The organism is Peribacillus sp. NPDC058075 (assembly GCF_042885195.1).
Lineage (GTDB): Bacteria > Bacillota > Bacilli > Bacillales > DSM-1321 > Peribacillus.
Map to the genome: position 1 here is coordinate 1 of NZ_JBHVSL010000007.1, position 25,869 is coordinate 25,869.

General features: G+C 40.7%; 20 protein-coding genes. 9 read left to right on the top strand and 11 right to left on the bottom strand.

All coding sequences use genetic code 11. The features are described from left to right. Positions 1 to 620 precede the first annotated feature (620 nt). On the top strand, positions 621 to 1,379 hold the full coding sequence (locus tag ACFVS1_RS24855; RefSeq protein ID WP_387551662.1) for an alpha/beta hydrolase: 759 nt from the start codon (positions 621 to 623) through the stop codon (positions 1,377 to 1,379). A 78-nt stretch (positions 1,380 to 1,457) separates the two neighbouring features. Further along, positions 1,458 to 1,628, top strand: coding sequence for a CsbD family protein (locus ACFVS1_RS24860; protein ID WP_352927429.1), 171 nt, complete (start codon positions 1,458 to 1,460; stop codon positions 1,626 to 1,628). 95 nt (positions 1,629 to 1,723) lie between these two features. Here ACFVS1_RS24860 and ACFVS1_RS24865 read toward each other — a convergent pair whose 3' ends face one another. The 5 genes from ACFVS1_RS24865 to ACFVS1_RS24885 all read right to left on the bottom strand — a co-directional run bounded on the left by ACFVS1_RS24865 (position 1,724) and on the right by ACFVS1_RS24885 (position 9,064). Beyond that, a complete protein-coding gene (locus ACFVS1_RS24865; protein ID WP_387551665.1) occupies positions 1,724 to 2,866 on the bottom strand; it encodes a PP2C family protein-serine/threonine phosphatase in 1,143 nt (380 codons plus the stop codon). Positions 2,867 to 3,144: 278 nt separating this feature from the next. Next, positions 3,145 to 3,978 (bottom strand): CheR family methyltransferase, encoded by an 834-nt coding sequence (locus tag ACFVS1_RS24870; protein WP_352927426.1) that lies wholly within the window; start codon positions 3,976 to 3,978, stop codon positions 3,145 to 3,147. A 36-nt stretch (positions 3,979 to 4,014) separates the two neighbouring features. Beyond that, positions 4,015 to 6,816 (bottom strand): response regulator, encoded by a 2,802-nt coding sequence (locus ACFVS1_RS24875; protein WP_387551670.1) that lies wholly within the window; start codon positions 6,814 to 6,816, stop codon positions 4,015 to 4,017. Positions 6,817 to 7,145: 329 nt separating this feature from the next. Beyond that, positions 7,146 to 8,444: a hemolysin family protein gene (locus tag ACFVS1_RS24880; protein WP_137019314.1), complete on the bottom strand. Its 1,299-nt coding sequence runs from the start codon at positions 8,442 to 8,444 to the stop codon at positions 7,146 to 7,148. Positions 8,445 to 8,632: 188 nt separating this feature from the next. Further along, positions 8,633 to 9,064: a MerR family transcriptional regulator gene (locus ACFVS1_RS24885; RefSeq protein WP_352927438.1), complete on the bottom strand. Its 432-nt coding sequence runs from the start codon at positions 9,062 to 9,064 to the stop codon at positions 8,633 to 8,635. Positions 9,065 to 9,542: 478 nt separating this feature from the next. On the opposite strand from ACFVS1_RS24885, the gene ACFVS1_RS24890 reads away from it, so the two are divergent. Beyond that, on the top strand, positions 9,543 to 9,968 hold the full coding sequence (locus tag ACFVS1_RS24890) for a DUF4395 domain-containing protein (protein ID WP_352927421.1): 426 nt from the start codon (positions 9,543 to 9,545) through the stop codon (positions 9,966 to 9,968). Positions 9,969 to 10,010: 42 nt separating this feature from the next. On the opposite strand, the gene ACFVS1_RS24895 is transcribed toward ACFVS1_RS24890, so the two are convergent. From ACFVS1_RS24895 to ACFVS1_RS24910, 4 genes are all read right to left on the bottom strand, one after another. Then, the gene (locus tag ACFVS1_RS24895) at positions 10,011 to 11,765 is read right to left on the bottom strand and encodes an FTR1 family iron permease (protein WP_387551673.1); all 1,755 of its coding nucleotides are present in this window, start codon (positions 11,763 to 11,765) and stop codon (positions 10,011 to 10,013) included. An 86-nt stretch (positions 11,766 to 11,851) separates the two neighbouring features. Then, positions 11,852 to 13,138 carry an iron uptake transporter deferrochelatase/peroxidase subunit gene (gene efeB / locus ACFVS1_RS24900; protein WP_387551676.1) on the bottom strand — a complete coding sequence of 429 codons (1,287 nt, stop codon included), beginning with the start codon at positions 13,136 to 13,138 and terminating at the stop codon, positions 11,852 to 11,854. Beyond that, positions 13,139 to 13,984 carry an iron uptake system protein EfeO gene (gene efeO, locus ACFVS1_RS24905; RefSeq protein ID WP_387551679.1) on the bottom strand — a complete coding sequence of 282 codons (846 nt, stop codon included), beginning with the start codon at positions 13,982 to 13,984 and terminating at the stop codon, positions 13,139 to 13,141. 189 nt (positions 13,985 to 14,173) lie between these two features. Further along, on the bottom strand, positions 14,174 to 14,653 hold the full coding sequence (locus ACFVS1_RS24910) for a MarR family winged helix-turn-helix transcriptional regulator (RefSeq protein ID WP_387551682.1): 480 nt from the start codon (positions 14,651 to 14,653) through the stop codon (positions 14,174 to 14,176). A gap of 129 nt (positions 14,654 to 14,782) precedes the next feature. Here ACFVS1_RS24910 and ACFVS1_RS24915 point away from each other — a divergent pair, with 129 nt between their 5' ends. Then, entirely contained in the window at positions 14,783 to 16,297 is a 1,515-nt protein-coding gene (locus ACFVS1_RS24915) for an MDR family MFS transporter (RefSeq protein ID WP_387551685.1), read from the top strand. A 254-nt stretch (positions 16,298 to 16,551) separates the two neighbouring features. Here ACFVS1_RS24915 and def read toward each other — a convergent pair whose 3' ends face one another. Beyond that, positions 16,552 to 17,130, bottom strand: coding sequence for a peptide deformylase (def, locus tag ACFVS1_RS24920; protein ID WP_387551688.1), 579 nt, complete (start codon positions 17,128 to 17,130; stop codon positions 16,552 to 16,554). Positions 17,131 to 17,379: 249 nt separating this feature from the next. Between def and ACFVS1_RS24925 the strand changes: the two genes are divergently transcribed. Next, on the top strand, positions 17,380 to 19,113 hold the full coding sequence (locus tag ACFVS1_RS24925) for an AAA family ATPase (protein WP_387551691.1): 1,734 nt from the start codon (positions 17,380 to 17,382) through the stop codon (positions 19,111 to 19,113). Between the two features lie 562 nt (positions 19,114 to 19,675). Here ACFVS1_RS24925 and nagE read toward each other — a convergent pair. Next, positions 19,676 to 21,586, bottom strand: a complete 1,911-nt coding sequence (gene nagE / locus ACFVS1_RS24930; protein WP_387551694.1) for an N-acetylglucosamine-specific PTS transporter subunit IIBC — start codon at positions 21,584 to 21,586, stop codon at positions 19,676 to 19,678. Between the two features lie 311 nt (positions 21,587 to 21,897). On the opposite strand from nagE, the gene nagA reads away from it, so the two are divergent. The 4 genes from nagA to ACFVS1_RS24950 are packed head-to-tail and all read left to right on the top strand — an operon-like array spanning position 21,898 to position 25,305. Then, entirely contained in the window at positions 21,898 to 23,076 is a 1,179-nt protein-coding gene (nagA, locus tag ACFVS1_RS24935) for an N-acetylglucosamine-6-phosphate deacetylase (RefSeq protein ID WP_387551697.1), read from the top strand. Further along, the gene (gene nagB, locus ACFVS1_RS24940) at positions 23,076 to 23,810 is read left to right on the top strand and encodes a glucosamine-6-phosphate deaminase (protein ID WP_387551700.1); all 735 of its coding nucleotides are present in this window, start codon (positions 23,076 to 23,078) and stop codon (positions 23,808 to 23,810) included. Before nagA ends, nagB begins: the two co-directional genes overlap by 1 nt. 15 nt (positions 23,811 to 23,825) lie before the next feature. Beyond that, positions 23,826 to 24,548 carry a GntR family transcriptional regulator gene (locus ACFVS1_RS24945; RefSeq protein WP_387551703.1) on the top strand — a complete coding sequence of 241 codons (723 nt, stop codon included), beginning with the start codon at positions 23,826 to 23,828 and terminating at the stop codon, positions 24,546 to 24,548. A 34-nt stretch (positions 24,549 to 24,582) separates the two neighbouring features. Beyond that, positions 24,583 to 25,305 carry an SIS domain-containing protein gene (locus ACFVS1_RS24950; protein WP_387551706.1) on the top strand — a complete coding sequence of 241 codons (723 nt, stop codon included), beginning with the start codon at positions 24,583 to 24,585 and terminating at the stop codon, positions 25,303 to 25,305. The last annotated feature ends 564 nt before the right edge of the window (positions 25,306 to 25,869 follow it).

Consider the following 25,869-nt stretch of genomic DNA (forward strand, 5'->3'; position numbering starts at 1 on the left):
ATGTTTGACTTGCTCATTTGCTTTTTTGATAGTGTGTGCTCACTTAAAATTTAACGTTGGCGCTTTGTTTTGTTCAGTTTTCAAAGAGCAATTTCACAATCGTTCTTTCGAACGGCTGTTTATTCATCATAACATCTTATTGATTAGTTGTCAACTTCTGCGAAGTTTTTAACTTATTTTAAATCGCTGTGTTTTTCAGCGACCATTTCATCTTATCATTTTCATAGTAAGAAGTCAATAGTTATTATTTCTTTCAGCAATCAGCCAAAAGCGATGAAGTTTTTCGTTTGTCTTAGTTGGTGCTTATTTATATTAATCCCATTTCAGTTTAAAGTCAACGCTTTTTTTCCTTTTCTTTTATTTATTCCACTCAACCGGTTATTGGCTTCTTCTGTTTATCATCAATGCCAAGACAGTACTTATATAATGGTAAGAACGGCAGCACACATTCAATAAGTATCTTTGTATCCTTTTTTAATGCCTGTTAATAATGAAATTTGGCATATAACCAAGTTGACTTCGCAATTTTCATTATGCTATTATATAACCAAGTAAAATAATCGGAATAGTTAAATTTATTTTCATACAATAAAACATAGCTAATTAAAGGAGATGGGATTATGACAGCAGCAATGGTAATACCAGGGGCGGAATCTTTTTTCTTACCCGGCAATTCTATCGGCATTCTTATTTGCCATGGCTTTAACGGAACACCACAAAGCGTACGGTATTTAGGTGAAGAATTCGCCGCCAAAGGCTTTACTGTCTTCGCTCCTCGACTGGCGGGCCACGGGACGGATGAATATGAAATGGAAGCGAGCCATTATAAGGAATGGATACAAGATGTAGAAATGGCTTATGCAAAATTAAAAAGAACCTGCACCCATGTATTCGCCATCGGTCAATCAATGGGAGGCGCCCTTGTTCTCGATTTAGCTACAAAAGTGGCTTGTGATGGAATTCTCACCATCAATGCCGCTCTCCAAGTTCCTGAATATGAAATATACCGTAACCAATCGGTTCCACGCTTCGTTCCTGAGGGCAAACCTGACATAAAAGACGATACAACTAAAGAAATCACTAATGACCAGGTTCCGTTAAAAGCGATTAATCAATTACTCGATATAATGGAACATGCCAGTCAAAAACTAATAGACGTTTCGTGCCCGATACTTATCTTCCATTCTCCAGAAGATCACGTTGTACCAGACTCTTGTTCCTATCAGATTTACGATACGGTCATATCCGGGGATAAGGAGATGGCTCCCCTTGAAAATTCATATCATGTGGCCTCGTTGGATCATGACAAAGATCATATCCTTGAACGGTCATTTCAGTTCATTCAAAGGTTAAGTAAAAGAGCTATAATCGCTTCTTAAACTCTTTTCCATATAAATCAGGTTTATCTATACACTTCATGGGTATATACAGTATATAAAGAAAAAGGAGGTAACATAATGAGCGGTTTATCAGACAAAGTTAAAGGTGCTGTAAATAAAGTTAAAGGTGAAACGAAAGACCAAGTCGGAAACGCGAAAAATGATCCTCACTTACAAGCAGAAGGTAAAGTCGATAAATTAAAAGGCAATCTTCAGGATGGCATTGGTAAATTGAAAGACGACCGTTAAGTGAATTCACTCTCTTAACAAACATTCCATTTCATATAAAAGTTATCCGCTTTTATAGAGAAGAGGCGGCAGATAATCTGCCGCCTCTTCCTTCTTTAATTCGCTTGGATAACAACAACACACATATCATCAGGTTGATCTTGCTGCATTTCCGGGGACATCAAAAAATCGATAGGGGGAGATTCTTTACAATCGAACCATCTCGCCGAGACCGCTTCTTTGATTTGGCCGAGTCCTTCCGTCCCTTCTCGATCTATCGCTTCCATGACTCCATCCGTATATAGCATAAGCTGAATCTTCTCTTCATAATGAATGACGGACTTCTCTATTTTCATTTCGTTGAAGAACCCAACAGGACATGTCCCTTTTGAAAGTGAGGCCACTTTCCCATCGTCCATTAAAGCAAAGCCCGGAGGATGTCCGGCATTCACATATTCCACAGTCTTTCGCTCTGTATCAATGACCATATAAATCGCGGTAAAATAATAATGCACTGGATTATCTTCTTTATTAAGGGTACTCATCCAGCGATTCATTTCGTTTATTACTGCCACCGGATCCGTATGTATCCTGATAGCATCCCTCAATACGGAGGAAATGAACATGCAAACAAGTGAGGCGGATATGCCATGCCCCATCATATCCAACAGGATGATCCCATACCGACTTTCATCGATGCGGTGCCAATAGTACATATCCCCTGCCAATTTATTCGCAGGTAAGTAGGATGCCCTTATAGTTAAGTGGTCATTTATAATGGGTTCACTTAATAAACCGCTTTGAACCTGCATGGAAAGATCCAATTCATTGCGGATTTTTTCATCCTGCATTTTATGCCAATCTTTTTCATATTTAAGTCTTAACCCCACGCGAATCCTCGCAAGTAAATCTATTTTATTGATAGGCTTCATTATATAATCAATTCCGCCAACATCAAGTGCCTCGGCAACCTTGTTTGAATCTTCAAGGGCGGTCACAAAAATGACGGGTATATCCCTAAGGTGAGGAATGCTTTGAAGTCTCCTGCACGCCTCTATCCCATCGATCTCCGGCATCATGATATCGAGCAGAATGATATCAACTGAAGTCTCTTTAGGTTGCGGACTATCCACCTGTAAATATTCAAACATCTCAACAGCTGAAGTTAATGATAGAAAATCCGTATAGCCAGCTCGTTTTAGAATTTTCTCTATAACGAAAAGGTTAACCTGGTTATCATCTACGATTAAAATCGTCATTCTTTCATTCCCCTTTTGGCTTATATCGAGCGGCAACATTTATCTTTTCTATATGGATCAGTACTTTCATAAAGCTCCCTTAAAGGGAATTTCCTATTATATTATAACGAAGTTCAGTCTCTTTTAATAATAATAAACCATGGCAGTGATTCTATCTGGAGACCAACTCATTTTTTATACCCCTTCTTCCGATACCTTAAACATAGAAATGAAAAAAATCGAAAAATAAGGCACTAAATTAAAAAGAAAGAGTCCGCTTATATGCGAACTCTTTCTTTTTACAATTTCCGATAAATTCGTTCCTTTGAGTCAAAGTCCTCATAATCTTCCGAAAAGGATGATGTACGAAGTGTTTCCTTGCTGCCAACCGCAAGAAAGCCGTCTTTACAAAGACTGTCATAAAACAACTGATTAACGTAGGTCTGTAATTCACCGGTAAAGTAAATCATCACATTCCGGCACATGATGATATGAAACTCATTGAACGAACCATCCGTAACTAAATTATGCTGGAAAAACACAATGTTTTTAAGGAGACCCGAATCAAGATAAGCATTTTGATAATCGGTTGTATAATACTCTGAAAATTCTTGGTTGCCTCCAGCTTGCAAATAGTTTTTCGTATAAGACTGCATTCTATTTAAAGGCAATATTCCTTTTTCCGCATGACGGAGGACTTCATCATTCATATCAGTGGCATAAATCCTCGCCTTATCATAAAGTCCTTCTTCCTTGAGGATGATCGCCATGGAAAAGGCTTCTTCACCGGTTGAACATCCCGCATGCCAAATTCTTATTTCAGGAAGTTTTTTCAGGAGCGGTACAATATTTAAACGAAAGGCTTTAAAGAAATCCGGATCGCGAAACATTTCAGTGACATTTATTGAGAAATCTCTCAAAAGCTTCTCGACATATCCTTTTTCATATAAAACCATTTCAATCATTCCGCTAATCCTGCGAACATGGTCCAGTCTCATTCTATTTTCAACTCTTCTTTTTATTGAAGAACGCATATATTTTCGAAAGTCAAAGCCCGAAACGGAATAAATGGCCTCTAACAATAATTCGATTTCCAAATCTTCTCTTTCTTCAATCGTTAAAGTATCCTTCATGCAAAACCTTCCTTACCCGTACTATCAATCAATTAATCAATTAGTCAGCCATACCCTTAGGACGGATAGCAGCTGATCCAATTTTAACGGCTTGCTGACATAATCGGAAGCGCCGGCCTTCAGGCACTTTTCCCTGTCGCCTTTCATCGCTTTCGCAGTTAGCGCGATGATTGGAAGATCCTCGAACTTACTTTGCTCGCGAATTCTGGTCATCGTTTCGTAACCGTCCATGCCTGGCATCATGATATCCATCAAAATAACATCTATATTGTTTCCTTTTTCAAGGAGTTCCAAACATTCATAGCCGTTTTCAGCTGTAAGGATTTCCATCCCCTCATGCTTCAGCGCATTTTTCAGAGCAAATATATTACGGTGATCATCATCGACGACCAGTACTGTTTTATTGCAGAATGGTTTGACCTTATCCCGATCTTCTTCATCCACTATAACCACATCCGGTTCTCCCTGACTTTCAAAAGGCACGGCAGAATCATCGTGGTTGGCTGCTGCCACTTCTGTAGAAGCAGCTATTGCTTCGCCGACATTTTTGAAGCCCTCTGGCATACTTGGAATAAAGAAAGTAAAGGTACTGCCTTGCCCTTCTTCACTATCTACAATGACCCAGCCTCCCAGAAGTTTGGCGAACTCCCGGCAAATCGATAGCCCCAGTCCTGTACCGCCATATTTTCTCATTGTAGCTCCGTCACCTTGCTGGAACGCTTCAAAGATAAGTTTTTGCTTCTCTTTTGAAATTCCGATGCCCGTATCCGTCACCTTAATTTCAACCCAATTGCTAGCTCCTTTTGTCTGTATCCATTGTGCTACATTTTCTTCATCAGCTTTTTTGATTTGGACAGACACAGAACCTTTTTCCGTGAATTTAAATGCATTGGATAATAGGTTTTTCAAAATTTGCTGGAAGCGCTGTTCATCCGTAAAGAAAATATCCGGAACGTTTTTACTTTTTTCTATTATAAAGTCAATGTTCTTTTTCTTCGCTACATGATCGAAGTTACGGTGCAACAGCTCTGGAAGCTCACTCAAATTCATTTCGTCAAAGACCACTTCGAGCTTTCCGACTTCGACTTTCGATAAATCCAAAATGTCATTGATCAACGTTAATAAATCCTGACCCGATGAGTTAATGACACGAGCAAATTCCTGTTGCTCTTCATTTAATTTACTATCATTCGGATCTGAAAGCATTTCTGATAAAATCAGGATGCTATTGAGCGGTGTCCGCAATTCATGGGACATATTCGCCATGAACTCGGATTTATATTTAGAACTTAACTTTAATTCTTCCGCTTGTTTTTCAAGATTCAGTTTTGCGACTTGAAGCTCTTTCGATTTTTCTTCAGTTTCACGATTTCTTTCTTCTAATTGTTCATTGATCATTCGCAATTCTTCAGCCTGTGTTTGCAGTTCCTCCGATTGGGCTTGCATTTCCTCTGACTGTGATTGCAATTCTTCCGATTGAGCCTGTAACTCTTCGGTCTGTGCTTGTGATTCTTTCAATAAACGCTCTATTTCCATCCGGCCCTCAACATTATTGATCGTGATGCCCAGAGTATCAAGAACCTGGTTCAGGAAAGTTTTTTGCAGCTTCGTAAAGGTCTCCAAACTTGCCAGTTCAACCATTGCCACCACTTCACCCTCAAAAACGACCGGCGCAATGACAATGCTTTTCGGATTTACCTCTCCTAATCCTGTCGTAACCAATTGAAAATCTTCAGGGATATCTTCAATGACTTTCGATTCCTTTTCAAGGGCGCATTGTCCGATCAAACCTTCGCCAAGACGGAATTCACGTCTGCCTGAATCTTCGCCATCTCCTGCGAAGTTTGCAAGCTTCACAAATCGCATATCCACGCCCTCGCCCCGTTTGACGTAAAAAGCTCCAATTGAAGCTCCCATCATCGGTGCAAGTCTTGTAATGAACCGGTCAGCCAGAACTTCCACATCAACAATGCGCTGATACATGGTAGCTATATCTGCAACACGAGTCTGGATCCAGTTCTGTTCACTGATCTTTTCGGTGAAATCTTTCTCTTTTTGATTATAGACTTCAAGCGATCCCGCCATTTCGTTGAACGATCTCGCTATATCACCAATTTCATCAGTAGTCCGAACCGGAACTCTTGGGATGACCGATAAATTTTTATAATCGATATTTTTGATGACCTTCGTAATCGTTTGCAGATCTTTCGATGTACTGCGGATCATCCAAACAACCGTTACGGAAATAACCAAAATGCTGAGAATAACAGCAAAAATCACAAAACCGATCATATCTTCATAGGTTTGTTTCGAATTGTTTAAGGTATCTTTCATGACACCTTCTTGGTAATCCTTAAATTCATCCATCGTACTGATGACTTTCGTTCGTTTTTCCCTTTGGTCCTCCATCAGGCTTGAAAGTTTATCCGAAGAGTTTCCCGATTTCACCTTTTGGATGATCTCAGCCTCCGTTATGGAGTAAGAAGCATATTGAGTCTCGAACTCTTTCAATAATTGCTTTGCTTTCGCCCTATTTAACGTACCTGATAACCCGGCAATTTTTGATTCAATCAAATTATGGTTATCATTGATGATTTCGAGGCTCTCTGCTCTTTCTTCTTTGTTTGCATCATTAGCTACAAACAGGATCTCACGGTCCGACCTGGAAAAAAGCTGACGGATTTCCATCGAAGCTGAAACTTTTTCATAGCGATTTTCAACTATTTCAGTCATGCTGCTCTTTAAATTGTTAAGCGTAACCATCATGAAAGAAAGTAAAATAGCCAAGAAAAGCAAGATCAAACCAAATCCCAACATTTGCTTCTTCTTAAAACCCATTTTTCCGCCCACCTTCAATACTTATTTATACCAGCTCGCGATAAACGGCTTTGCAAAATAAATCTTAATACTATCATTAGTATTACTTTTGAAGAATTTTTTTCCTAATATTCTTTGAAACTTTAAAATGATATATAGATAGATTCATTGCTCAAAGTCAATTTTAACATTTTCCAAGCTAAAATTGTTATCTACTGTGTTATTTTAAATGAATTCATTTTCCAATTAAGTAACAGTCTGCCTTGACCATTGTTATAAACACCGAATAGACTTGTTCATACAAAAAAAAGCCGAAAGTTTCCACTTTCGGTTTTTTTTGTAATCCTGTTTTATTTAATCTTCTTCACTTCAACATATAAAACATGGTGGCCGTCCATTTCCTTTACAGTAAATTCATATCCGGCGTATTCGATTTTGTCCCCGACCGCAATCTCGAATCTCCCTGTCAGGAACCAACCTCCCAAAGTATCGATATCTTCTTCCGGCAAATCGATCGCAAGGGTATCATTGACATCTTCAACCAATGTTTTTGCGTCGAATACATAATGCCCTTCATCAATCTTTTGAATGAGCGGACGTTCATCCTGGTCAAATTCATCACGAATTTCCCCGACTATTTCTTCAAGTATGTCTTCAACCGTAACAAGACCGGCAGTTCCGCCATATTCATCAGTCAAAACAGCCATATGGATCCGTTCCTTTTGCATTTTCAGCAGCAAATCATGAATGGCGATCGTTTCAAGAACACGGATGATGGGTGTTACAAAGGAATCCACCGTCAAGGCTGTTACATTATCTTCTGTAATCGTTGCTGTATAAAGTCGCTTGATATTGACCATTCCCACGACATTATCTTTATCACCGTCTATGACCGGATACCTTGTGTATTGTTCTTCTTGAATCAGTTCAACAACTTCCAATAATGGCATACCCTTTTCGATAACGGTCATTTCCGTACGCGGAACCATGATTTCATTGGCAATACGCTCATCAAATTCAAATATCTGATTGACATATTTGTATTCCGATTGGTTGATTTCACCGCTTTTATAGCTTTCCGATAAAATGATGCGCAGCTCTTCTTCGGAATGGGCCATTTCGGACTCGGATGCAGGCTTTAATCCGAACATGCCCGTCAGGAGACGTGCAGAACCATTCAGTAACCAAATGAATGGGTACAAAATTCGGTAAAAGAGAATTAACGGCTTTGCAAATAGCAAGGTTACCTCTTCTGCCTTTTGAATCGCAACCGTTTTCGGTGCCAGTTCGCCGACAACAACGTGAAGGAATGTAACAGAACCGAACGCGATCAGGAACGAGATGATGTGACTTACGGACTCCTCTAATCCCCATTTAGTGAACAACGGTTTTAAGATCGCCTCGACCGTCGGTTCACCCAACACCCCTAGACCTAAGGCGGTCACTGTAATCCCCAATTGACAGGCAGATAAGTACTCATCGATATGTGATGTCACTTTCTTGGCTGCGAGGGCATTTCTATGCCCTTCTTCAATTAATTGATTGATTCGGGAACTTCGGACTTTCACGATTGCAAATTCCGATGCAACGAAAAATGCGGTTAATGCTATTAATACAGCTACTGCTAATAATTTTATAAATATCTCCAATATGTGCGGGTTCGCCATATTGTGCCCATCCTTCTGACCTTTGGATTAGACAGTACGGCTAAATCCCAGGCACCTCCTGTATAAATGGTTATTTTCGTTTCAAAAAGCGAATTTTTCCTTATCAAAACCCTTTAGCCTATTTCGTTAATATGCACCTTTGAGCATAAAACTATAGGGATAAATTTTAATCATACCAGCAACACTAGCAATGATTGGATCAAGGCCATGCTTTCGCGGGATATCTGTTTTTTTAGAAGAAACTCACTTTTTCCGTCCTTTTCGATCAAGCTGATGAATTCCTGAAGTTCATCGTTCAGGCCATCCATTTTATTCTTGAGTTGAAGACCTTTTTCCTCAATTGCTGATGCGGCTTCCTTATCCTTCTTAAGTAATTCTTTAATATCTTCCAATGAAAGGTTTTCTCTTTTGTATCCCTCGATACGGCGAAGCCTTTCAAGTTCACCGACTGAATAATAACGGTAATTGGAGGCAGAACGTTCTGCTTTAAGCAAGCCTAGGTTCGTATAATAATCTACAGTTCGTTTCGTAACATTCGCCATTTCCGCCAACTCGCCAATTTTTAAAGTCTCGTTCCCAACATAACCCCTCCTAACCGTCACGTGATGGTTTGACAAACAGAAAGTATGTCTTTTCCTCCATGACGTTTTATTCTATTCCCTAATCGTACATTATTTTAATTGAAATGAAAAATATTTATTACCCCTCTTTACCCTTCAAATGGAAAAACAAAAACCGATTAATTGAATAATCGGCTTAATTTATCATTTAATCCACGGATTTATTTTTTTGTTTTAACTGAGAATTGATTGCTCAATATCTTAGGACCGCATTGGCAAAGGGCAGAATGCTTTAGCTTTTTTATTGGTGTTCCGCATGTTCCACAAACTTTTGCTACCATTTATACTGTCCTCCTCACTTTATTTGCTTGTTATACATATTATACTACTTTCGTAATGATAATCAATACTAAATTAAAATTATTATAAATAAGGTTTTGAATTATTTTTTTTATACTTCACAAGTGATTAAAATAAAGATAAAATATAAATAAAACACATCAGAAAGGTTGGTATTAGTATGACGAGTGAAATTCGTTCCATTCCCCGTCCTTTAGTACGAACGAATCAATGGGTCATTTTGTTAAGTGCAGCCACCGCCTTATTATCGGGACAAATGTGGATATTAGTGATTCCTTTAACGGCCGGACTTTTAGGTCTTCTCTTTAATTTCAATCCAGTGATGCGTCTCGCCAAGCTCTTTCTTAAAAAGAAACCCTCCGATTATATTCCTGAAGATCACTCACAGCAACAATTCAACCAGGCCATAGCTGTCGTTTGCTTAGGACTTGGATTCATATCTTTTTTACTAGGTTGGAATGTTACCGGTTATATATTCACCTTGATGGTCGGATTGGCTTCTCTCATGGCCATCCTTGGATTCTGCATCGGCTGCTTCATCCTTTATCAATGGAAGCAATATTCCTATCGCCGATCTATTCGCTAATACCACACACAAATGGGACTGACATGCGTCAGTCCCATTTTATTATTCGGTTGTACGTAAGGAATTACTCTTTTTGACCCAAACGGTTGCCAATACAATCAGCAGAATTAATGCAGCTTGCGGCACCAGCGTTTCCATTGTTGGATAAAGACCTATCGTTTCTACAAACGGAAAGGAACTGATGGTATTTGTCTGTATCACCTGTGAAACCTGAAGTGAATGAATGGAAACTCCAAGAATCTTGAAAGCCAAGGCATAAATGAGTACAGTCGCCATTTTAAAAAATAGGGTCATCGGTAATTTCACACTGTAGCGCAGCATGATGAAACCAATCACCGCTAAAATGAGGAAGGCAAGGAAAATCCCGCTCAGCAGCTGCTTTAATTCCATATAAGGAGCCATTCCAGCATAAAAGATAATCGTTTCGGCACCTTCACGGAATATGGATAGAAAACTGATTAAAGCGAAAGAGATGATGCTCCCCGTCGCAATGGCTTGGTTCATTTGCTTGCCGATATACCGGTTCCATGCATGGACATTCGATTTACCATGAAGCCAAAGACCAATTGTCAACATCATCAATACGGCTATTATCCCAGTGATACCCTCAATATATTCCCGGCTTGACGCAGCTGTTATTTGAGAGAAAACGATATTGATTATGACCGCCAATATGGAACTGGCAACTAGACCAGCACCAACTCCCGTCCAAATCCATTTTTGTTTGTCCGCTTGCCCGATTTTCTTTAGGAAAGACAGCAATGTAGCTACTATCAAGAGTGCTTCCAGCCCTTCCCGCAAAAGGATCAAAGCGGCATCCCATGTTGTATAACCTGTATCCTCAATTAAAGGGAGTAACCTTGTGTTTAAATCGGAAACGATTCCCTTCGCTTCCTCCGCCTTTACCTTTTTCGATTGCAATAGGCTGATTGCGGTCGGGACTTTCGTTTCCATATCACTGTAAAGCTTGCTGTCCCTTGTGGAGACCTCCCCTTCGACATTAGGCCAAATTATCAAGATCTCATTTAGCTTATCAACGGCAGAATCGATTTCATCCTTTTCAATATCCGTTGCACTTCCTTGTAAAAGTTCTGTTACATCCCCAAGTGAATATTTGTTCTTCTGGCTTCCTACTTCAACCTTACCAGCAAGGAAATCCTCGATTAGCCCCTTCAATTCAGTTAGATTTTTTTGGGCTTTTTCCGGATCAGGTGGGTCTTGGGTAATTGCTATCCGCACAAAGGCCATTTTCGTTTCAAACTCACCATATGCAGCAACACTTTTCTCCCTGACAATGACCTCTGCATCGGTCCATTGATTCAAGAGATTGGTATATTGAACTGTCGCTTGATCAAAGTCACCTTCAGTTATCAAAGCCTCCAACTTATCTATCAATGGAAGTATCGCTTGTAACCGTTCTTTATAATCAGTCTTGTCAACAGGGTTTTCATTAGCATCATAAATAACAAGTGTACTGGATAATGCCGATAATCGCTTTTTGATTTCATCTGTGGAGGCTTGGTCTTTCACAGCACTTTTTACAGCGGTTAGCTTCTCGTCGACTTTCCTCGCACTCTCGCTGTCCGTTTTTATCGTTTTCCAATCTTGCTCGAATAGATCGATATTTTTCGATACTTCCTCAAGGTCGCCGGATTTTACCTTCATTAAACTATCGCCAATATAAACAAAAAGCTGATCATGGTTTTCACCCGCCGAAACCATCTTTATATCAGTCGAAAGAAATAAAAGACTGACGACTAAAACCAATATCCCACTCTTCCATCTAGAAACGGTCATAGTGGTTCCTCCTTATTCATGAACTAAAATCGCCAACTGGATAATGTCCATGCTGGCGATTTTCACGTCCTCATTTGAAATTATATTTATCCAAAAAGGGAATCCCCAATATAGCCACCCTTTTTCACACCTGGTAAACAAGCGAACATGGCACTGCCCCTGTGAACGATATATTCGTTGAGCTTATCATGTTTCGCCAGTCGCTCTTGTATAGGTATGAATTGTTTACTTGGGTTTCGCTGAAAACAAATGAATAGCAAGCCTGCATTGAAGCTCCCTGTTTTAGGATCCATTCCATCTGCATATGAATATGGACGCCGCAATATCTTTGCTTTTCCGTCCCCCCTTGAGAGGCTCATATGGGAATCCTCCGGAATGATTCGATTTCCATTTGGATCTTTAGCTTCGAGGTCCACGTTATCGAACTCATTCTTCATTCCTAATGGAGCTCCACTGTCACGATGACGGCCAAACGTATTTTCTTGTTCTTTCAATATTGTCCGGTCCCAAACTTCAATGTACATCTGGATCCGGCGCACCACCATATAACTTCCTCCAACTAACCAGTCAGGACCGTCCTCACCCTTCACCCAAACATGCTCATTCAATTCATTGTCATTATTCGTATCCGGATTGACAGTCCCATCCTTAAACCCGAAAAGGTTCCGAGGTGTCGTTTTTTGTGAATCGGCTTGCTTAGTCCGTTGAAAACCTGTTTGTGCCCAATGGATGATCGTTTTCCCTCGGCCGATCCTCACTAAGTTCCGGACGGCATGGAAAGCCACTTGAAGGTCATCTGCACATGCTTGAATACAAATATCGCCACCGCTCCATTCTTCTTCTAAAGCATCTAAAGGGAATTGGGGCAGGTCCTTTAATTCAGCAGGCCTTTTTGATTTCAAACCAAATCGATCTTTGCCATCCTTCGAAAACAAGGTCGGACCCACTCCAAAAGTGATTGTTAAATTGGAAGGCGATAATTCTTTCGCTTCCCCCGTATCCTTTGGAGGCATATTCGTATTAGGTGATGCTTCACCAATCAATTTCCCCTCAGTCATCTGAGCCGCAGCCTCTGTCCAATCCTTAAATAACTGGATTAGGTCAGCCCTTTTATCTGTGGTTACTGCCAACGATGCGAAATAAAGGTTATCTTGTGCCTTAGTGGTGATCCCAGCTTGATGCGCTCCATAAAAAGGAACGATATCCTTAGTTTGTCCCTTTGCCTTTTGTTCAGAAAGTGTCAGAAGCCCGCCAAATCCAGATGCCCCTATCACGACTCCAATTCCACCGACTCCTGCTGTTTTCAACATGTTTCGACGACTTACTTTTTTTGTAAAAAGTCCAGTTTCGTCTTTCGGCGTATGCTCTTTCAATTAAGATTCCTCCGTTACAATCCCTATTTGCGAAAGTGGTTCAGCCAGTGCATCAATTGCTTGGCTTAACTCTTTGACTTCAGATTCCTTTAAATCTGTATATGAGATGTAGCCATCCCCTTCTTTATGCTTTTCAAGTAAGCCGTATACATCGTCAAATCGTTTTTGGATTTCCTCAGCAAGCTTCGCATCCTTTTCTTTTAGCGCTGGAGTAAGCAGTTCATAGATCTTCTCTGCACCTTCAACATTTGCAACAAAATCATACAGGTCGGTATGGGAGTACCGGTCTTCTTCACCTGTCACTTTACTCGTGGAAACTTCATTCAATAAATCCACCGCACCCGTGATCAACAAATCAGGTGTTACCTCAACCGTTTCAACCTTGGCTCGCAGCAAATTGACATCACTCATTAATTGATCTGCATACTTTTCGTAGCCTTTCGTTGTATTTTCTTGCCATAGCCCCATTTCAATCTTATGGTAACCGCTCCAGTCTTCATCTTTGACATCCCCTTCACGCGCATCGATTTTGGGATCAAGATCGCCAAAAACTTCAGCGATGGGTTCTGCTCTTTCATAATGCATGCGGGCTGGTGCGTATAATTCCTTCGCTTTTTCAATATCACCGGCAGATACGGCCGTAGTGAATTCTTCCGTTGCGTTTACGAACTCTTCTATTTCACCAATGGCATATTCCCGGTACTCGCTGGATACACCATCAAGCTTACTCGCACTCACTTCTTTGGCCTTATCATCTGCCGGTTCAGTTCCTTCCTTTTCCTGCGCACAGCCAAATAATAGACTGGTTGATAGTAAGACCGCTAATGACGCTTTTGCTTTTTTCATATGTATTCTCCCTTTGAAAAGATTTCTAGATTCATATTAGCAGATAATGAAATTCATTATCAATATATATTTTAATGGAAATGTGACATTGTTCAATCTCTTTATAAAAATTCAACTATATACCCTTTGCCTTCGTTGGATAAGTAGCTCAAAGCTGGCTAAAAATAAAAAAGGCAGCCTGCATATCAGCTACCTTTCACGCTCGCTCATTAACTTGCCATTTTCTTTGTCCATGATTTTTGTGATATCTTCAACAAATTGATTGATCAATATTAGCTCTTGCTCATTATAAGCGGAACATAACTCCTTGGTGGCCTCAGAGAGCGATAGATAGTGCGATTTAATCTGTTCCTGCCTTTCGGGTATCGGTGCAATCATTACCCGTCTTCCGTCCAATCGGTCTCGTTCTCTTTTAACATAACCGGATTTCTCAAGGCGATTGATCAGTGCCGTAACCGATCCCGTGCTCAATCCTGTAATTTTGGATAATTCACCGGCAGTAATCGGTCCTGTTTCATTCAAAATTTCAGCACTTTTCAGGTCCGTATGGGACACCCCTATTTTCTGGGCCATGTTTTGTTGAAATAAAACGGATCTCATTCCATACCGTTGCAATCTATGTGTTAAACTCTCTAACAAAGCTGTATTCACCCTATTATCGCTTGACATAAAATGCCACCCCTTTTACACTTAAATTTATCTTGATTTTCAAGATAAATGTTTTGTTTCATCTTAACGTTTACCCTTCAACCGTGTAAAGGAAAATCATGAGCTGGTTGATACGAAGGAGGAAAATATATGAACGTTCAAAAAAAACAAAAATTCATTGTTGCCGGTTTACTATTGGGTATCTTGATGTCAGCAATGGATAATACGATTGTTGCGACTGCAATGGGAACGATCGTTTCTGATTTAGGCGGATTCGATAAGTTTGTATGGGTGACATCTGCCTATATGGTCGCCACGATGGCAAGTATGCCGATATTCGGAAAGCTTTCCGATATGTATGGAAGAAAGAGGTTTTTTATATTTGGACTTATACTCTTTTTAATCGGTTCCGCCTTATGCGGCATGGCCCAGAGCATAGTGCAATTAAGTATTTTCCGTGCAATCCAAGGGATAGGCGGAGGCGCTTTGATGCCTATAGCGTTTACGATCATTTTTGATATTTTCCCACCTGAAAAACGGGGAAAATTAACTGGCCTTTTCGGTGCTGTATTTGGGGCATCAAGCGTATTGGGACCACTTCTAGGTGCTTATATTACTGAATACTCCAGCTGGCACTGGATTTTCTACGTCAATGTTCCGATTGGAATCATTTCTTTATTTTTCATCTGGAATTATTACAAGGAGTCACCCAACACCCAAGAGCAAAAAATTGATTGGGGTGGCGCAGCAACACTCGTCATTGCCGTTATCAGCTTAATGTTCGCTCTCGAACTGGGCGGGGAGTATGGCTGGAGTTCCTCTCCCATCATAGGCCTGTTTGCCAGTTTTGTGGTTTTCTTCGTTTCATTTTTCTTTTTCGAAAAAAGGGCAAAAGATCCCATCATTTCATTATGGCTGTTTAAAAGGCGATTATTTGCCACTTCTCAGATCTTAGCCATTCTTTATGGCGGTACATTCATTATATTAACCGTCTATATCCCGATTTTCGTTCAGGCAGTTTACGGTGGTTCCGCAACAAATGCCGGATTGATCCTAACTCCGATGATGCTTGGTTCTGTATTCGGCAGTGCAGTTGGCGGGATATTCAATACAAAGACAAGTTTTCGCAACTTAATGACGGTTTCCGTCATCTGTTATTTTGCAGGAATGCTTCTATTAGGAACCATCACCCCTGATACCAGCAGGACTTTATTAACTTTGTACATGATTTTGACTGGATTTGGCATGGGCTTTTCCTTCTCCCTTTTGCCTATAGCATCCATTCACAACTTGGAACCTAGATTCCGGGGATCGGCCAACTCAACAAACTCATTCCTCCGTTCTTTTGGGATGACACTCGGTGTAACGATTTATGGAGCGATTCAGAACAATGTATTCACAAATAAAATGCAGGATGCGTTTAAAGGAATGCAAGGAAATCCGGATACAGCTGGGTTGATGGAGGACCCACGGCAGCTCTTCCAATCGGACGCACGTGCCGAGATTCCGGACTTTATCCTGGATAAAATTGTTCATGCGATGTCTGATTCGATATCATTAATATTCACCTTGGCTCTCATTCCAATCGGTCTCGCAGCAATCACTGTTTTCTTCATGGGAAAAACAAGAGTGGAAACACCTTCAAAAAAGGAATCATTGCAATAACAAAAAGCGCTGCATTTGCAGCGCTTTTTGTTATTTTCATCTCCCTTCTATATAGGAAGTGAAGAGTGTCGAAAGATCATACCGAGGTTACAAGGTTGTAGGACGTATGTTTTGGAGACAGTTATACCAGAGGCATTTCTTCTATTAGGGCTCTTAGTTAAGCTAACAGAACCTGGCCGTAATCAGTAATCTGGATATGCTTCCTCAGCCATAAAACGGTAAAAAGGCAAAGCATGGCGCTTTGCCTTTTTGCCTTACAGACTTTTCACTTCCACGTTCTCCGGAAGCTTGAAAGGATTTTCGGTATTGATCCGGTCATAAAACATCATCCCGTTTAGATGATCTAACTCATGCTGAAACACGATTGCAGCAAAGCCCTTCAGCCGCATCTCAATTTCCTCACCATTACCGTCCAAAGCTTTGATTTTAACCCGTTCATAACGTGGTACATATCCTTTAATATCACGATCTACGGAAAGGCAGCCTTCACTTTGCGGTAAATAGATCATTGTGGCAGAATGGCTGATGATTTTCGGATTCACAAGGGCATATTCAAACAGCTTCCCTTTTTCGTCGGGGAAATACATGACGAACATGCGTTTATTCAAGCCTATCTGATTTGCAGACAAACCTACTCCTTCACGTAAGTTGTACTTCTTTTGGAGTTTTGGGTCCTGGCTGTTTTTCAGGTATTGCATCATGCATTCCAACGTTTCACGATCTTCATCCGAAATCGGCAGGCTAACTTCATCCGTTACCTGACGCAGAATGGGATCACCTTCTCTAACGATATCCTTCATCGTAATCATATAGTCTTTTATAAATTTATTCATAGAACTTCACACTCTTCTACCATTTTATTTTTTCATGACTTAGACCATTTCACTTTAGCATTTCGCTTTTAAAAAGTCTAATATGCCGGTTAGATTAAATATTTCTAAATTCCGGACCCTTTAAATATTCGTAATAAATATTATTTCTTGACTTTAACATTATTTACCTTTAATTTAAGGCATAAAGACCTATAGATTACATGTTTAAAAATTTTATACTGAATATATATTCTTAAAGGAGATGAAAAATTGAACTCGAACTCTAAATTTGTTTCGAAATTGCTGCCGTTCCTGACGGCTCTCATTGTGATATTTGCTGGAATCAGTTGGTATGTTGTTACTCAGTCAAAGGATATGGTCATTCCCTTTTCTTCGGTAGAAAAGACGATTAAAGCCCAAAATGGAGCCCTTGTCACCATTGAAGAAAAAAGAAATGGCACTCTTCACATCTCCACGCCGGATGGAGAATATGTTTCCAATATTCCTCCCAACAGTCAAATGATCAATAAACTTGTCGAAACTTATAACGTTCAGTATACTTTTTCATCAACTAATAAATCAGCATTATGGATTTTAAGCGGTTTAATGGCGGCTCTCGTCACAACCGGTGTCATTATACAGAAAAGATCAAAGAACGGATTGCGGATAGGCAGTAAAAAACAAAGCCTTTCCACCCCAAAGCCCCTGCCAGAGATAACTTTGGATGATGTAGGCGGTTTGCAATCCGAAATCAAGCAGGAAATCCTCCAGACACTCACTACATTAAAGGAACCTGAACGTTCAGCTAAAATTGGAATTAAGCCGCCTCAAGGCATTTTATTATATGGCCCCCCTGGAACGGGGAAAACGCTGCTTGCACAGGCAATTGCAAAAGAGCTTGGTGCAAACTTCTTCTCGACGAGCGGTTCAGCCTTCAACGAAATGTTTGTTGGAGTCGGTGCAGCCCGTGTCCGCAGCCTTTTCCAAAATGCACGTAAGCAATCGCCAGCTGTCATTTTCATTGATGAAGTCGACGCGTTGGCTGGTAAAAGGAAAGCCCATGGCGGGGAAGAAGGCGAAAAAACGTTAACTGAACTGCTTGTGCAATTGGATGGAGGCCATCCAAATGAAGGCATCCTATTCATTTCAGCAACCAACCGGAAAGATATGCTCGATGAGGCATTTCTACGTCCGGGCAGGATCGATTTTTCTTTCCAAGTTCCACTTCCAGATACACAAGGAAGAAAGGAAATCATCGATATCCATACGAAGGGAAAGCGTCTAGCGACAGATGTCCTGGCTTCCCTGGATGAGTTGGCTGAAAGTACATCCGGTTTCTCCGGCGCTGACTTAAGCTCCCTGTTCGATACTGCCTCACGACATGCCCTGAGGAATGAACAGGATATGATTCGTAAGCAGGATCTTGATTACGCCATTGACCGCACGATACTTGGAGCGACATCACGTACCTTGAATGATGCGGATACGAAGCGGCGTGTGGCCATTCATGAAAGTGGACATGCCCTTATTGCTGCTTTGACAAAGCCCGGTTCCGTTAGAAAGGCGACCATCATTCCGCGTGGGGAAGCCCTTGGATATGTAGCGCCAATACCAAAAGAACTCCATCTGGCAACTGCCAGTGAATTGCTTGATCAAGTCAAAATGATCTTAGCAGGTGGCGTGGCGGAAAGAATGTATTTAGGAGAACATAGCATCGGTGTAGGCGGAGATGTACAACAGGCGAAGCACCTGCTTGAACAAATGGTCGATACCGGAATGCTTCAAGATGGATTTACCCTCACCTTTAATAAAGGAGAGAAAGAGCAAAAGATGCAGGAATTATTCACGAAAGCGATTTCTGAAACGGAAATGTTGATTGACTCGAATCGCCTACAGTATGAAGAGCTTGTTGAAGAGTTATTGAAAAAAGAGACACTTGAGGGATCTGAAGTTCAGCGTATCGTTGATGCAGCAGAAATGACCAGGATATACTCGAATGCATAATACTCTTTTCCGCTGACTCTTAAGACCTAATATTTAGAGCCTGTTTGCGATAAAACAGGCTCTTTTTTTATCTTATATGGCCGCAGGGCAAAGAAATGAAATAACCAGATGGATATTCCTCATACTAGTCAACACGATATGATCTTTTACGGTTTTTCCTCCCCTTGTCCACCTTGACACTTCCTTTCCTAATCAAAATCAAATATTCGATGTCAGCTCAAATACAATCCCCTTGGCAGATATGAATTTCAGAAAGTTTTCCGCTCCTTGGACTTCCGTCTGGTCTTACAGGTAACTCACTGACCACAACAGGCAGAGTGAAATCATAATATCGTTCAGAATGAAGGAAGAAATGATTAAAATCGGTACCCTAGGCGAAATAATTACACCTGCCTTTTGGAAGAAGTCTTTCGTATTCACGCAAGGGTCATGATAGATCCTGCCAATGGGATACCCGTTTGTTTTGGTTAAGACAATTTATCATAGTAAGAAGTATACAGAGAGGCCGTTTCATCCATTTAAAAAAAGGGTGCCGACAAGTCGACACCCTTTTTTTACAAGTTTATAGTTTTTCCAACTGGATGATATCTGGTGTATTTTGTTTCTGAATCCCAGACTTTTGCAATTTCACTGCCGTTCCTTCTGGTAAGTTAGTGAATATAATAGGAGTGACCGTTGATGGGGCATTCCGTTTTATGAGATCTAAATCAATTTCCAAAAGAGGTGTTCCTTTTGTTATTCTTTGACCTTCTTGCACAAGGGATGTAAACCCTTCTCCATTTAATTTAACTGTATCTAAACCAACATGGATCAGAATTTCCAGACCATTATCCATTTTCAATCCGAGTGCATGATTTGTCGGGAAGATACTTAGCACTTCCCCATCGATTGGGGATACTAGTTTTCCATTGGCTGGCTCTATAGCAAAGCCATCCCCCATCATTTTCATAGCAAACACTTGATCGGGAACTTGTTCTATCGGTAAAACGGTTCCTTCAATTGGAAGGACAAAGTCATTTGCACCCAAAGCTTGGTTTTCCTCTACTATATCCTCTGCCACTTGTGCAGATGGACCTGCTTTCACTTCGCTTGGGTTCACGCCATTCTTGACAAGCTGTTTCATTGCATTTGCAACGAATTCAACATTTGTTCCAACAATGACCTGCACACTCGACTTATTCAACTTCATGACACCGCGCGCACCATGCCGTTTTAAGGCTGCTTCATTCACATTTCCTGAATCGGCCACTTGTAAACGCAAGCGTGTTGCACAGTTATCAATTAGCTTTATATTCTCTTTACCGCCAAGATCTTGAATGAAAAGCGATCCCATATCGGTATATTTATCCCCTGTTTTCACAATAGTTTCTTCTTCCACATTTTCCTCATCGTCTTCACGGCCTGGTGTTTTTAAATCCATGATCTTGATGACAAAATAGAAAATCACGAAGTAAACGACCGCGTAGACCAATCCAATCGGTATTAACCATAGCGGTTTTTGCGCAATGCCGAAGTTCAAGAAATAATCAATGGCTCCTGCGGAGAATCCAAAACCATGATGGATATCCAACATAACAGCAAGTGCCATAGAGACCCCGGTTAAAAGGGCATGTATTACATATAACACTGGGGCGATGAACATGAATAGAAACTCAATCGGTTCTGTGATTCCTGTTAAGAAAGAAGTGAAAGCTAACCCAACAAGCATCCCCGTCACCAATTTACGTTTCTCCTTCTTAGCAGCTGCAATCATCGCTAATGCTGCAGCTGGGAGTCCGAACATCATGATTGGGAAAAAGCCAGTCATGAAGGGCCCAGCTGTCGGGTCCCCTGCGAAGAAACGATTTATATCACCTGTCGCACCATTAAATTCACCAAAAACAAACCAAACCATACTATTCAGGACATGGTGCAATCCTACTGGAAGCAATAAGCGATTCAATACGCCAAATACGCCGGCACCCAATGCCCCTGCACCTGTAATCCAGTCTCCAACACTATTGATTACATCCTGAATTGGCGGCCAGACAAAGCCGAATATCCCCGCAAGTATAATCATCGCAAGCGAAGTGATGATTGGGACGAACCTTTTCCCTGAAAAGAATCCAAGCCATTCAGGGAGTCGTATGTCGGAGTATCTATTATATAGAAGAGCGGCAACTATACCGGATATAATACCGCCTAAAACAGCCATATCGATATCTTTATTAATTGCTTGTGTTCCATTCGTTAAAACAAAGTAACCAACAAGACCAGCTAATGCCGCTGCACCGCTACCGTCTTTAGATAATCCTATTGCAATACCTAAAGCGAATAGTAAGGCAAGATTATCAAAAATCGCTTTTCCCGCGGCCGCCATAAATGCAATATCAAGTAAATCTGGCTGACCTAAGCGAAGCAATATAGCTGCTGCTGGCAAAACAGCAATTGGCAGCATAAGAGCTTTACCAATCTTTTGTAAAAAATTCAACATCGAACTCATCTCCCTTGTTCCTAACTTCTTCTATTGATTCTGTTGAACGAGAAGTATAAAGCGTTTTCATTTTATCAATATAATAACTTTTCTTTGGCTTATACTAGCATAGAAAATATATAGATGTCTATACCAATTTACTTGATAATATACTATATTGTTCGAAAATAAAGCAATAATATCTTTTTTATTCCTTATACCATCCAACTGGTCTAGACAACTTTTAATAAAAGCGATAAAATGAGGGCAAATTATAAGAAACCATTTGGTAACTCATTCATTAAGTTTTACTTTCATAAAGGAGATTATGTATGAAAACATTCATTATTAATAATCTAATAGTTCATAGCGAAAAGGAAACATTCAAAAATGGGTATATTAAAATCGTGGATGGAAAAATTGCCGAGGTTGGTCCAGTCAGCCAATACAAACAGGACGATGATGCCAAGGTAATTACCCTTTCACCGGATTATCAGGTAATTCCCGGTGCGATCGATATCCACATTCACGGAGTATCCAATTCCGATGCCATGGATGCTACACATGAAGCATTATCTACAATGGCAGAGACTCTTCCCAAAGAAGGAACCACCAGCTTTCTGGCCACTACAATGACTCAATCTACCGAAGCCATTGAATCAGCACTTCTTAATGCTGGTAAATATATCGAAAATCAAACTCAAGAACACGCTGAAATAATTGGTATACATTTAGAAGGTCCATTCATTTCACCGGTCCGTAAAGGAGCACAGCCAGAAGAGCATATTGTTGACCCTGATGTCACTCTATTTAAAAGGTGGCAGGAAATGGCCGAAAATCAAATCAAGCTTGTAACGCTAGCACCTGAACAACCAAACGGATTAGATCTTGCCGCTCACTTAAAGGCGACTGGCGTCGTCGCTTCCATTGGACATTCAGATGCAACATACGACCAAATAGATGAAGCAATCCAAGCAGGGACTACCCATGTTACACATCTTTATAATGGGATGAGGGGACTCCATCACCGTGAACCTGGTGTTTTGGGAGCCGCTTATCTTCGAGACGAGCTATATGTTGAACTTATTGCTGACGGCATTCACTGCAGGCCGGAAATGATCAAGCTTGCATATAACCAAATTACCAGCGAACGAATGATCTTGATAACGGATTCGCTTCGTGCCAAATGGCTTGAAAAGGGAACCTATGATTTAGGCGGTCAGCCTGTGTATGTTAACGAAACGAAAGCAACGCTTTCAGATGGTACACTAGCCGGCAGTATATTGAAAATGAACGATGCCATCAAAAACACAATGGAATATACCGATTGTTCCATGACTGACATTATAAAAATGACGGCGGAAAACCCTGCCAAACAGCTTCGGATTTTTGACAGAAAAGGAAGCATCCAGGTAGGCAAAGACGCGGATCTTGTCATATTGAATGACCGCTTGGACGTTGAAATGACGTTTTGCAGAGGAAATTTAGCTTTTAAAAAGGAGAATGTATAATGAATATCATACAAGTGCAGGACTACATGGAAATGAGCCGGACAGCCGCAGAAATAGTGATCGGAAAAGTCAAAGGAAATCCTACTATCAAATTGGGCCTTGCGACAGGCGGTACCCCTAAAGGAATGTACGATAATTTGATTGAAGATCACATGCGCAATCATACTTCTTATGAACATGTAACGTCATTTAATCTTGATGAGTATATCGGCTTAAAACCGAATGATCCAAACAGTTATCATTATTATATGAATGACTCCTTATTCACTCACATCAATATAAATAAAGAGCGTACTCACCTGCCAAATGGAACGGCCGATGACACCAACGGAGAATGTAAACGGTATGATGAAATGATTGATTCCGTCGGAGGGATCGATCTTCAAATACTTGGCATTGGGCAAAATGGCCATATTGGTTTTAATGAACCTGGAACTTCCTTCACATCCGGTACACATGTCGTGACACTCGAAGATTCCACCCGTCAAGCGAATGCACGTTATTTCGATTCCATAGATGAAGTTCCTACACATGCCGTTACGATGGGCATTTCAACAATCATGAAAAGCAAAGAAATTCTGCTGCTGATATCTGGTGAAGAAAAAGCCGAAACACTGAAGAAATTGATACACGGTGACATTTCAGAGGAATTCCCTGCATCTATCCTAAAAAAACATAATAATGTTACAATTATCGCAGACCAAAAAGCGTTATCCGGAGTGATAATACCCTAAAAGGAGCGAAAATCGATGATTGATAAAAACTCACCTCTTCCGATTTATTTTCAAATCGAAGAACAAATAAAAAGACAAATAGAAAACGGTGAGTTCCAAGCGCACGATGCCCTTCCATCTGAACGTGAATATGCCGAGCAATTCGAAATTAGCCGGATGACCGTCCGGCAAGCTATAAATAATTTGGTGAATGACGGATACTTATACCGTCAAAAGGGAAGGGGAACCTTTGTCGCCGATAAGAAGTTGGAGCAGCAGCTCAATGGATTGACCAGTTTCACCGAGGACATGAAAGCCAGGGGATTGAATCCAAGCAGTAAGCTGCTGAGCTTTGAAATCATTCCGGCTAATAAGAAGATTGCCAGTGAATTGCACATTTCCCTTTATGCTCCCGTTTATGAAATAAAACGCATTCGGTTGGCTGATGATGTTCCAATGGCGCTCGAGACCGTGTACATGTCTGCCAATTTAATTAAAGGATTAACGGAAGAGATCATTAACCTCTCTCTTTACCAATATGTCGAGAATTACGTTAAACTTAAAATAGACTATGCTACACAAACGTTGGAATCATCGATTGCTTCTGAATTAGAAGTCACCCACTTAGCGATTCCAAAGCACTCACCCATATTATTCATTCAAAGGCATACGTTCCTAATGGATGGAACTCCCCTTGAATATGTTAAATCGGCATATCGTGCGGACAGGTATAAGTTCACTATCACTATAAGCAGATAAAATTGAATATTTTCAATCGGAGGGTGTCACATATATGAACTCATATTTTGAAGAAGTGCAGGCTTTACTCACAATTGTGGGAGAACAGGAAAAGCAATCAATTAAGGAATCTGTGGAACATATCGCAAAAGCAGTGATGTCAGATGGAATCATCCATCTATTCGGAAGCGGACACTCTCATATTTTGACCGAAGAGGTATTCTACCGGGCAGGTGGGTTAGCCGCAATTCGTCCTATTTTCGTTGAAGATTTGATGCTTTTTAAGGGTGCTTCAAGATCCTCCCAACTTGAACGGCAAAATGACCTATCAGAGAAATTCATGCATGATGAGGACATCCGTCCTGGTGATGTCTGTATCGTCATTTCATCATCCGGCGTAAATCCCGTTCCCATAGATGTCGCCACTATCGCAAAAGAAAAAGGGGCCCTCGTCATTGGACTAACATCACCGGAGTATGCAAAAAGTTGTCCTTCACGGCATAAACGGAAGCATTATCTCCACGATGTCGTTGATTTGGTCATAGACAATCATATTGCCAAAGGTGACACATTACTGAAATCACATAATATACCTTTTGGTTCTGGATCGACCGTGGTCGGGGCCGTTCTCCTCAATATGATTTTCACACAAGTCATCCAAACGATTATTGAATCAGGGGAGACCCCTCCCGTATTCCTAAGCAGTAATATTGAAGGGGCAGATGAACACAATCAAAAGATCATCGCGAAATATAAAACAAGAATCCCCCAATTATGAATCGCTTTAGCCAAAAAGGAATACATAATTAAAGAAGGCATCCATGCGGATGCCTTCTTACTGTAAACAAACTCGAGGAAAAGCAAGTCTGTCTGCAGTTTTTTGAATATGTTAGTAGATTTCAGCTGGATTCCAGTTATTCGCCATATGACTTTATTCGACCGTTCACGATTTTATTCGACCTACCCTGCGCTTTATTCGACCGTTCACGATTTTATTCAACCTACCATGCACTTTTTTCGCCCGTTCACGATTTTATTCGACCTACCACGCACTTTTTTCGACCGTTCACGATTTTATTCGACCTACCATGCACTTTTTTCGACCGTTCATGATTTTATTCGACCTTACACGTACTTTATTCGACCGTTCACGATTTTATTCGACCTACCCTGCGCTTTATTCGACCGTTCGCGATTTTATTCGACCTACCACGTACTTTTCTCGACCGTTCACGATTTTATTCGACCTACCCTGCGCTTTTTTCGACCGTTCATAATTTTATTCGACCTACCCTGCGCTTTATTCGACCGTTCGCGATTTTATTCGACCTACCACGTACTT

Bases quoted from the DNA above. Each gene is read 5' to 3' on its own strand.
- ACFVS1_RS24855 (WP_387551662.1), top strand. From the start codon at position 621: ATGACAGCAGCAATGGTAATACCAGGGGCGGAATCTTTTTTCTTACCC.
- ACFVS1_RS24860 (WP_352927429.1), top strand. From the start codon at position 1,458: ATGAGCGGTTTATCAGACAAAGTTAAAGGTGCTGTAAATAAAGTTAAA.
- ACFVS1_RS24865 (WP_387551665.1), bottom strand. From the start codon at position 2,866: ATGACGATTTTAATCGTAGATGATAACCAGGTTAACCTTTTCGTTATA.
- ACFVS1_RS24870 (WP_352927426.1), bottom strand. From the start codon at position 3,978: ATGAAGGATACTTTAACGATTGAAGAAAGAGAAGATTTGGAAATCGAA.
- ACFVS1_RS24875 (WP_387551670.1), bottom strand. From the start codon at position 6,816: ATGGGTTTTAAGAAGAAGCAAATGTTGGGATTTGGTTTGATCTTGCTT.
- ACFVS1_RS24890 (WP_352927421.1), top strand. From the start codon at position 9,543: ATGACGAGTGAAATTCGTTCCATTCCCCGTCCTTTAGTACGAACGAAT.
- ACFVS1_RS24895 (WP_387551673.1), bottom strand. From the start codon at position 11,765: ATGACCGTTTCTAGATGGAAGAGTGGGATATTGGTTTTAGTCGTCAGT.
- efeO (WP_387551679.1), bottom strand. From the start codon at position 13,984: ATGAAAAAAGCAAAAGCGTCATTAGCGGTCTTACTATCAACCAGTCTA.
- ACFVS1_RS24910 (WP_387551682.1), bottom strand. From the start codon at position 14,653: ATGTCAAGCGATAATAGGGTGAATACAGCTTTGTTAGAGAGTTTAACA.
- ACFVS1_RS24915 (WP_387551685.1), top strand. From the start codon at position 14,783: ATGAACGTTCAAAAAAAACAAAAATTCATTGTTGCCGGTTTACTATTG.
- def (WP_387551688.1), bottom strand. From the start codon at position 17,130: ATGAATAAATTTATAAAAGACTATATGATTACGATGAAGGATATCGTT.
- nagE (WP_387551694.1), bottom strand. From the start codon at position 21,586: ATGTTGAATTTTTTACAAAAGATTGGTAAAGCTCTTATGCTGCCAATT.
- nagA (WP_387551697.1), top strand. From the start codon at position 21,898: ATGAAAACATTCATTATTAATAATCTAATAGTTCATAGCGAAAAGGAA.
- nagB (WP_387551700.1), top strand. From the start codon at position 23,076: ATGAATATCATACAAGTGCAGGACTACATGGAAATGAGCCGGACAGCC.
- ACFVS1_RS24945 (WP_387551703.1), top strand. From the start codon at position 23,826: ATGATTGATAAAAACTCACCTCTTCCGATTTATTTTCAAATCGAAGAA.
- ACFVS1_RS24950 (WP_387551706.1), top strand. From the start codon at position 24,583: ATGAACTCATATTTTGAAGAAGTGCAGGCTTTACTCACAATTGTGGGA.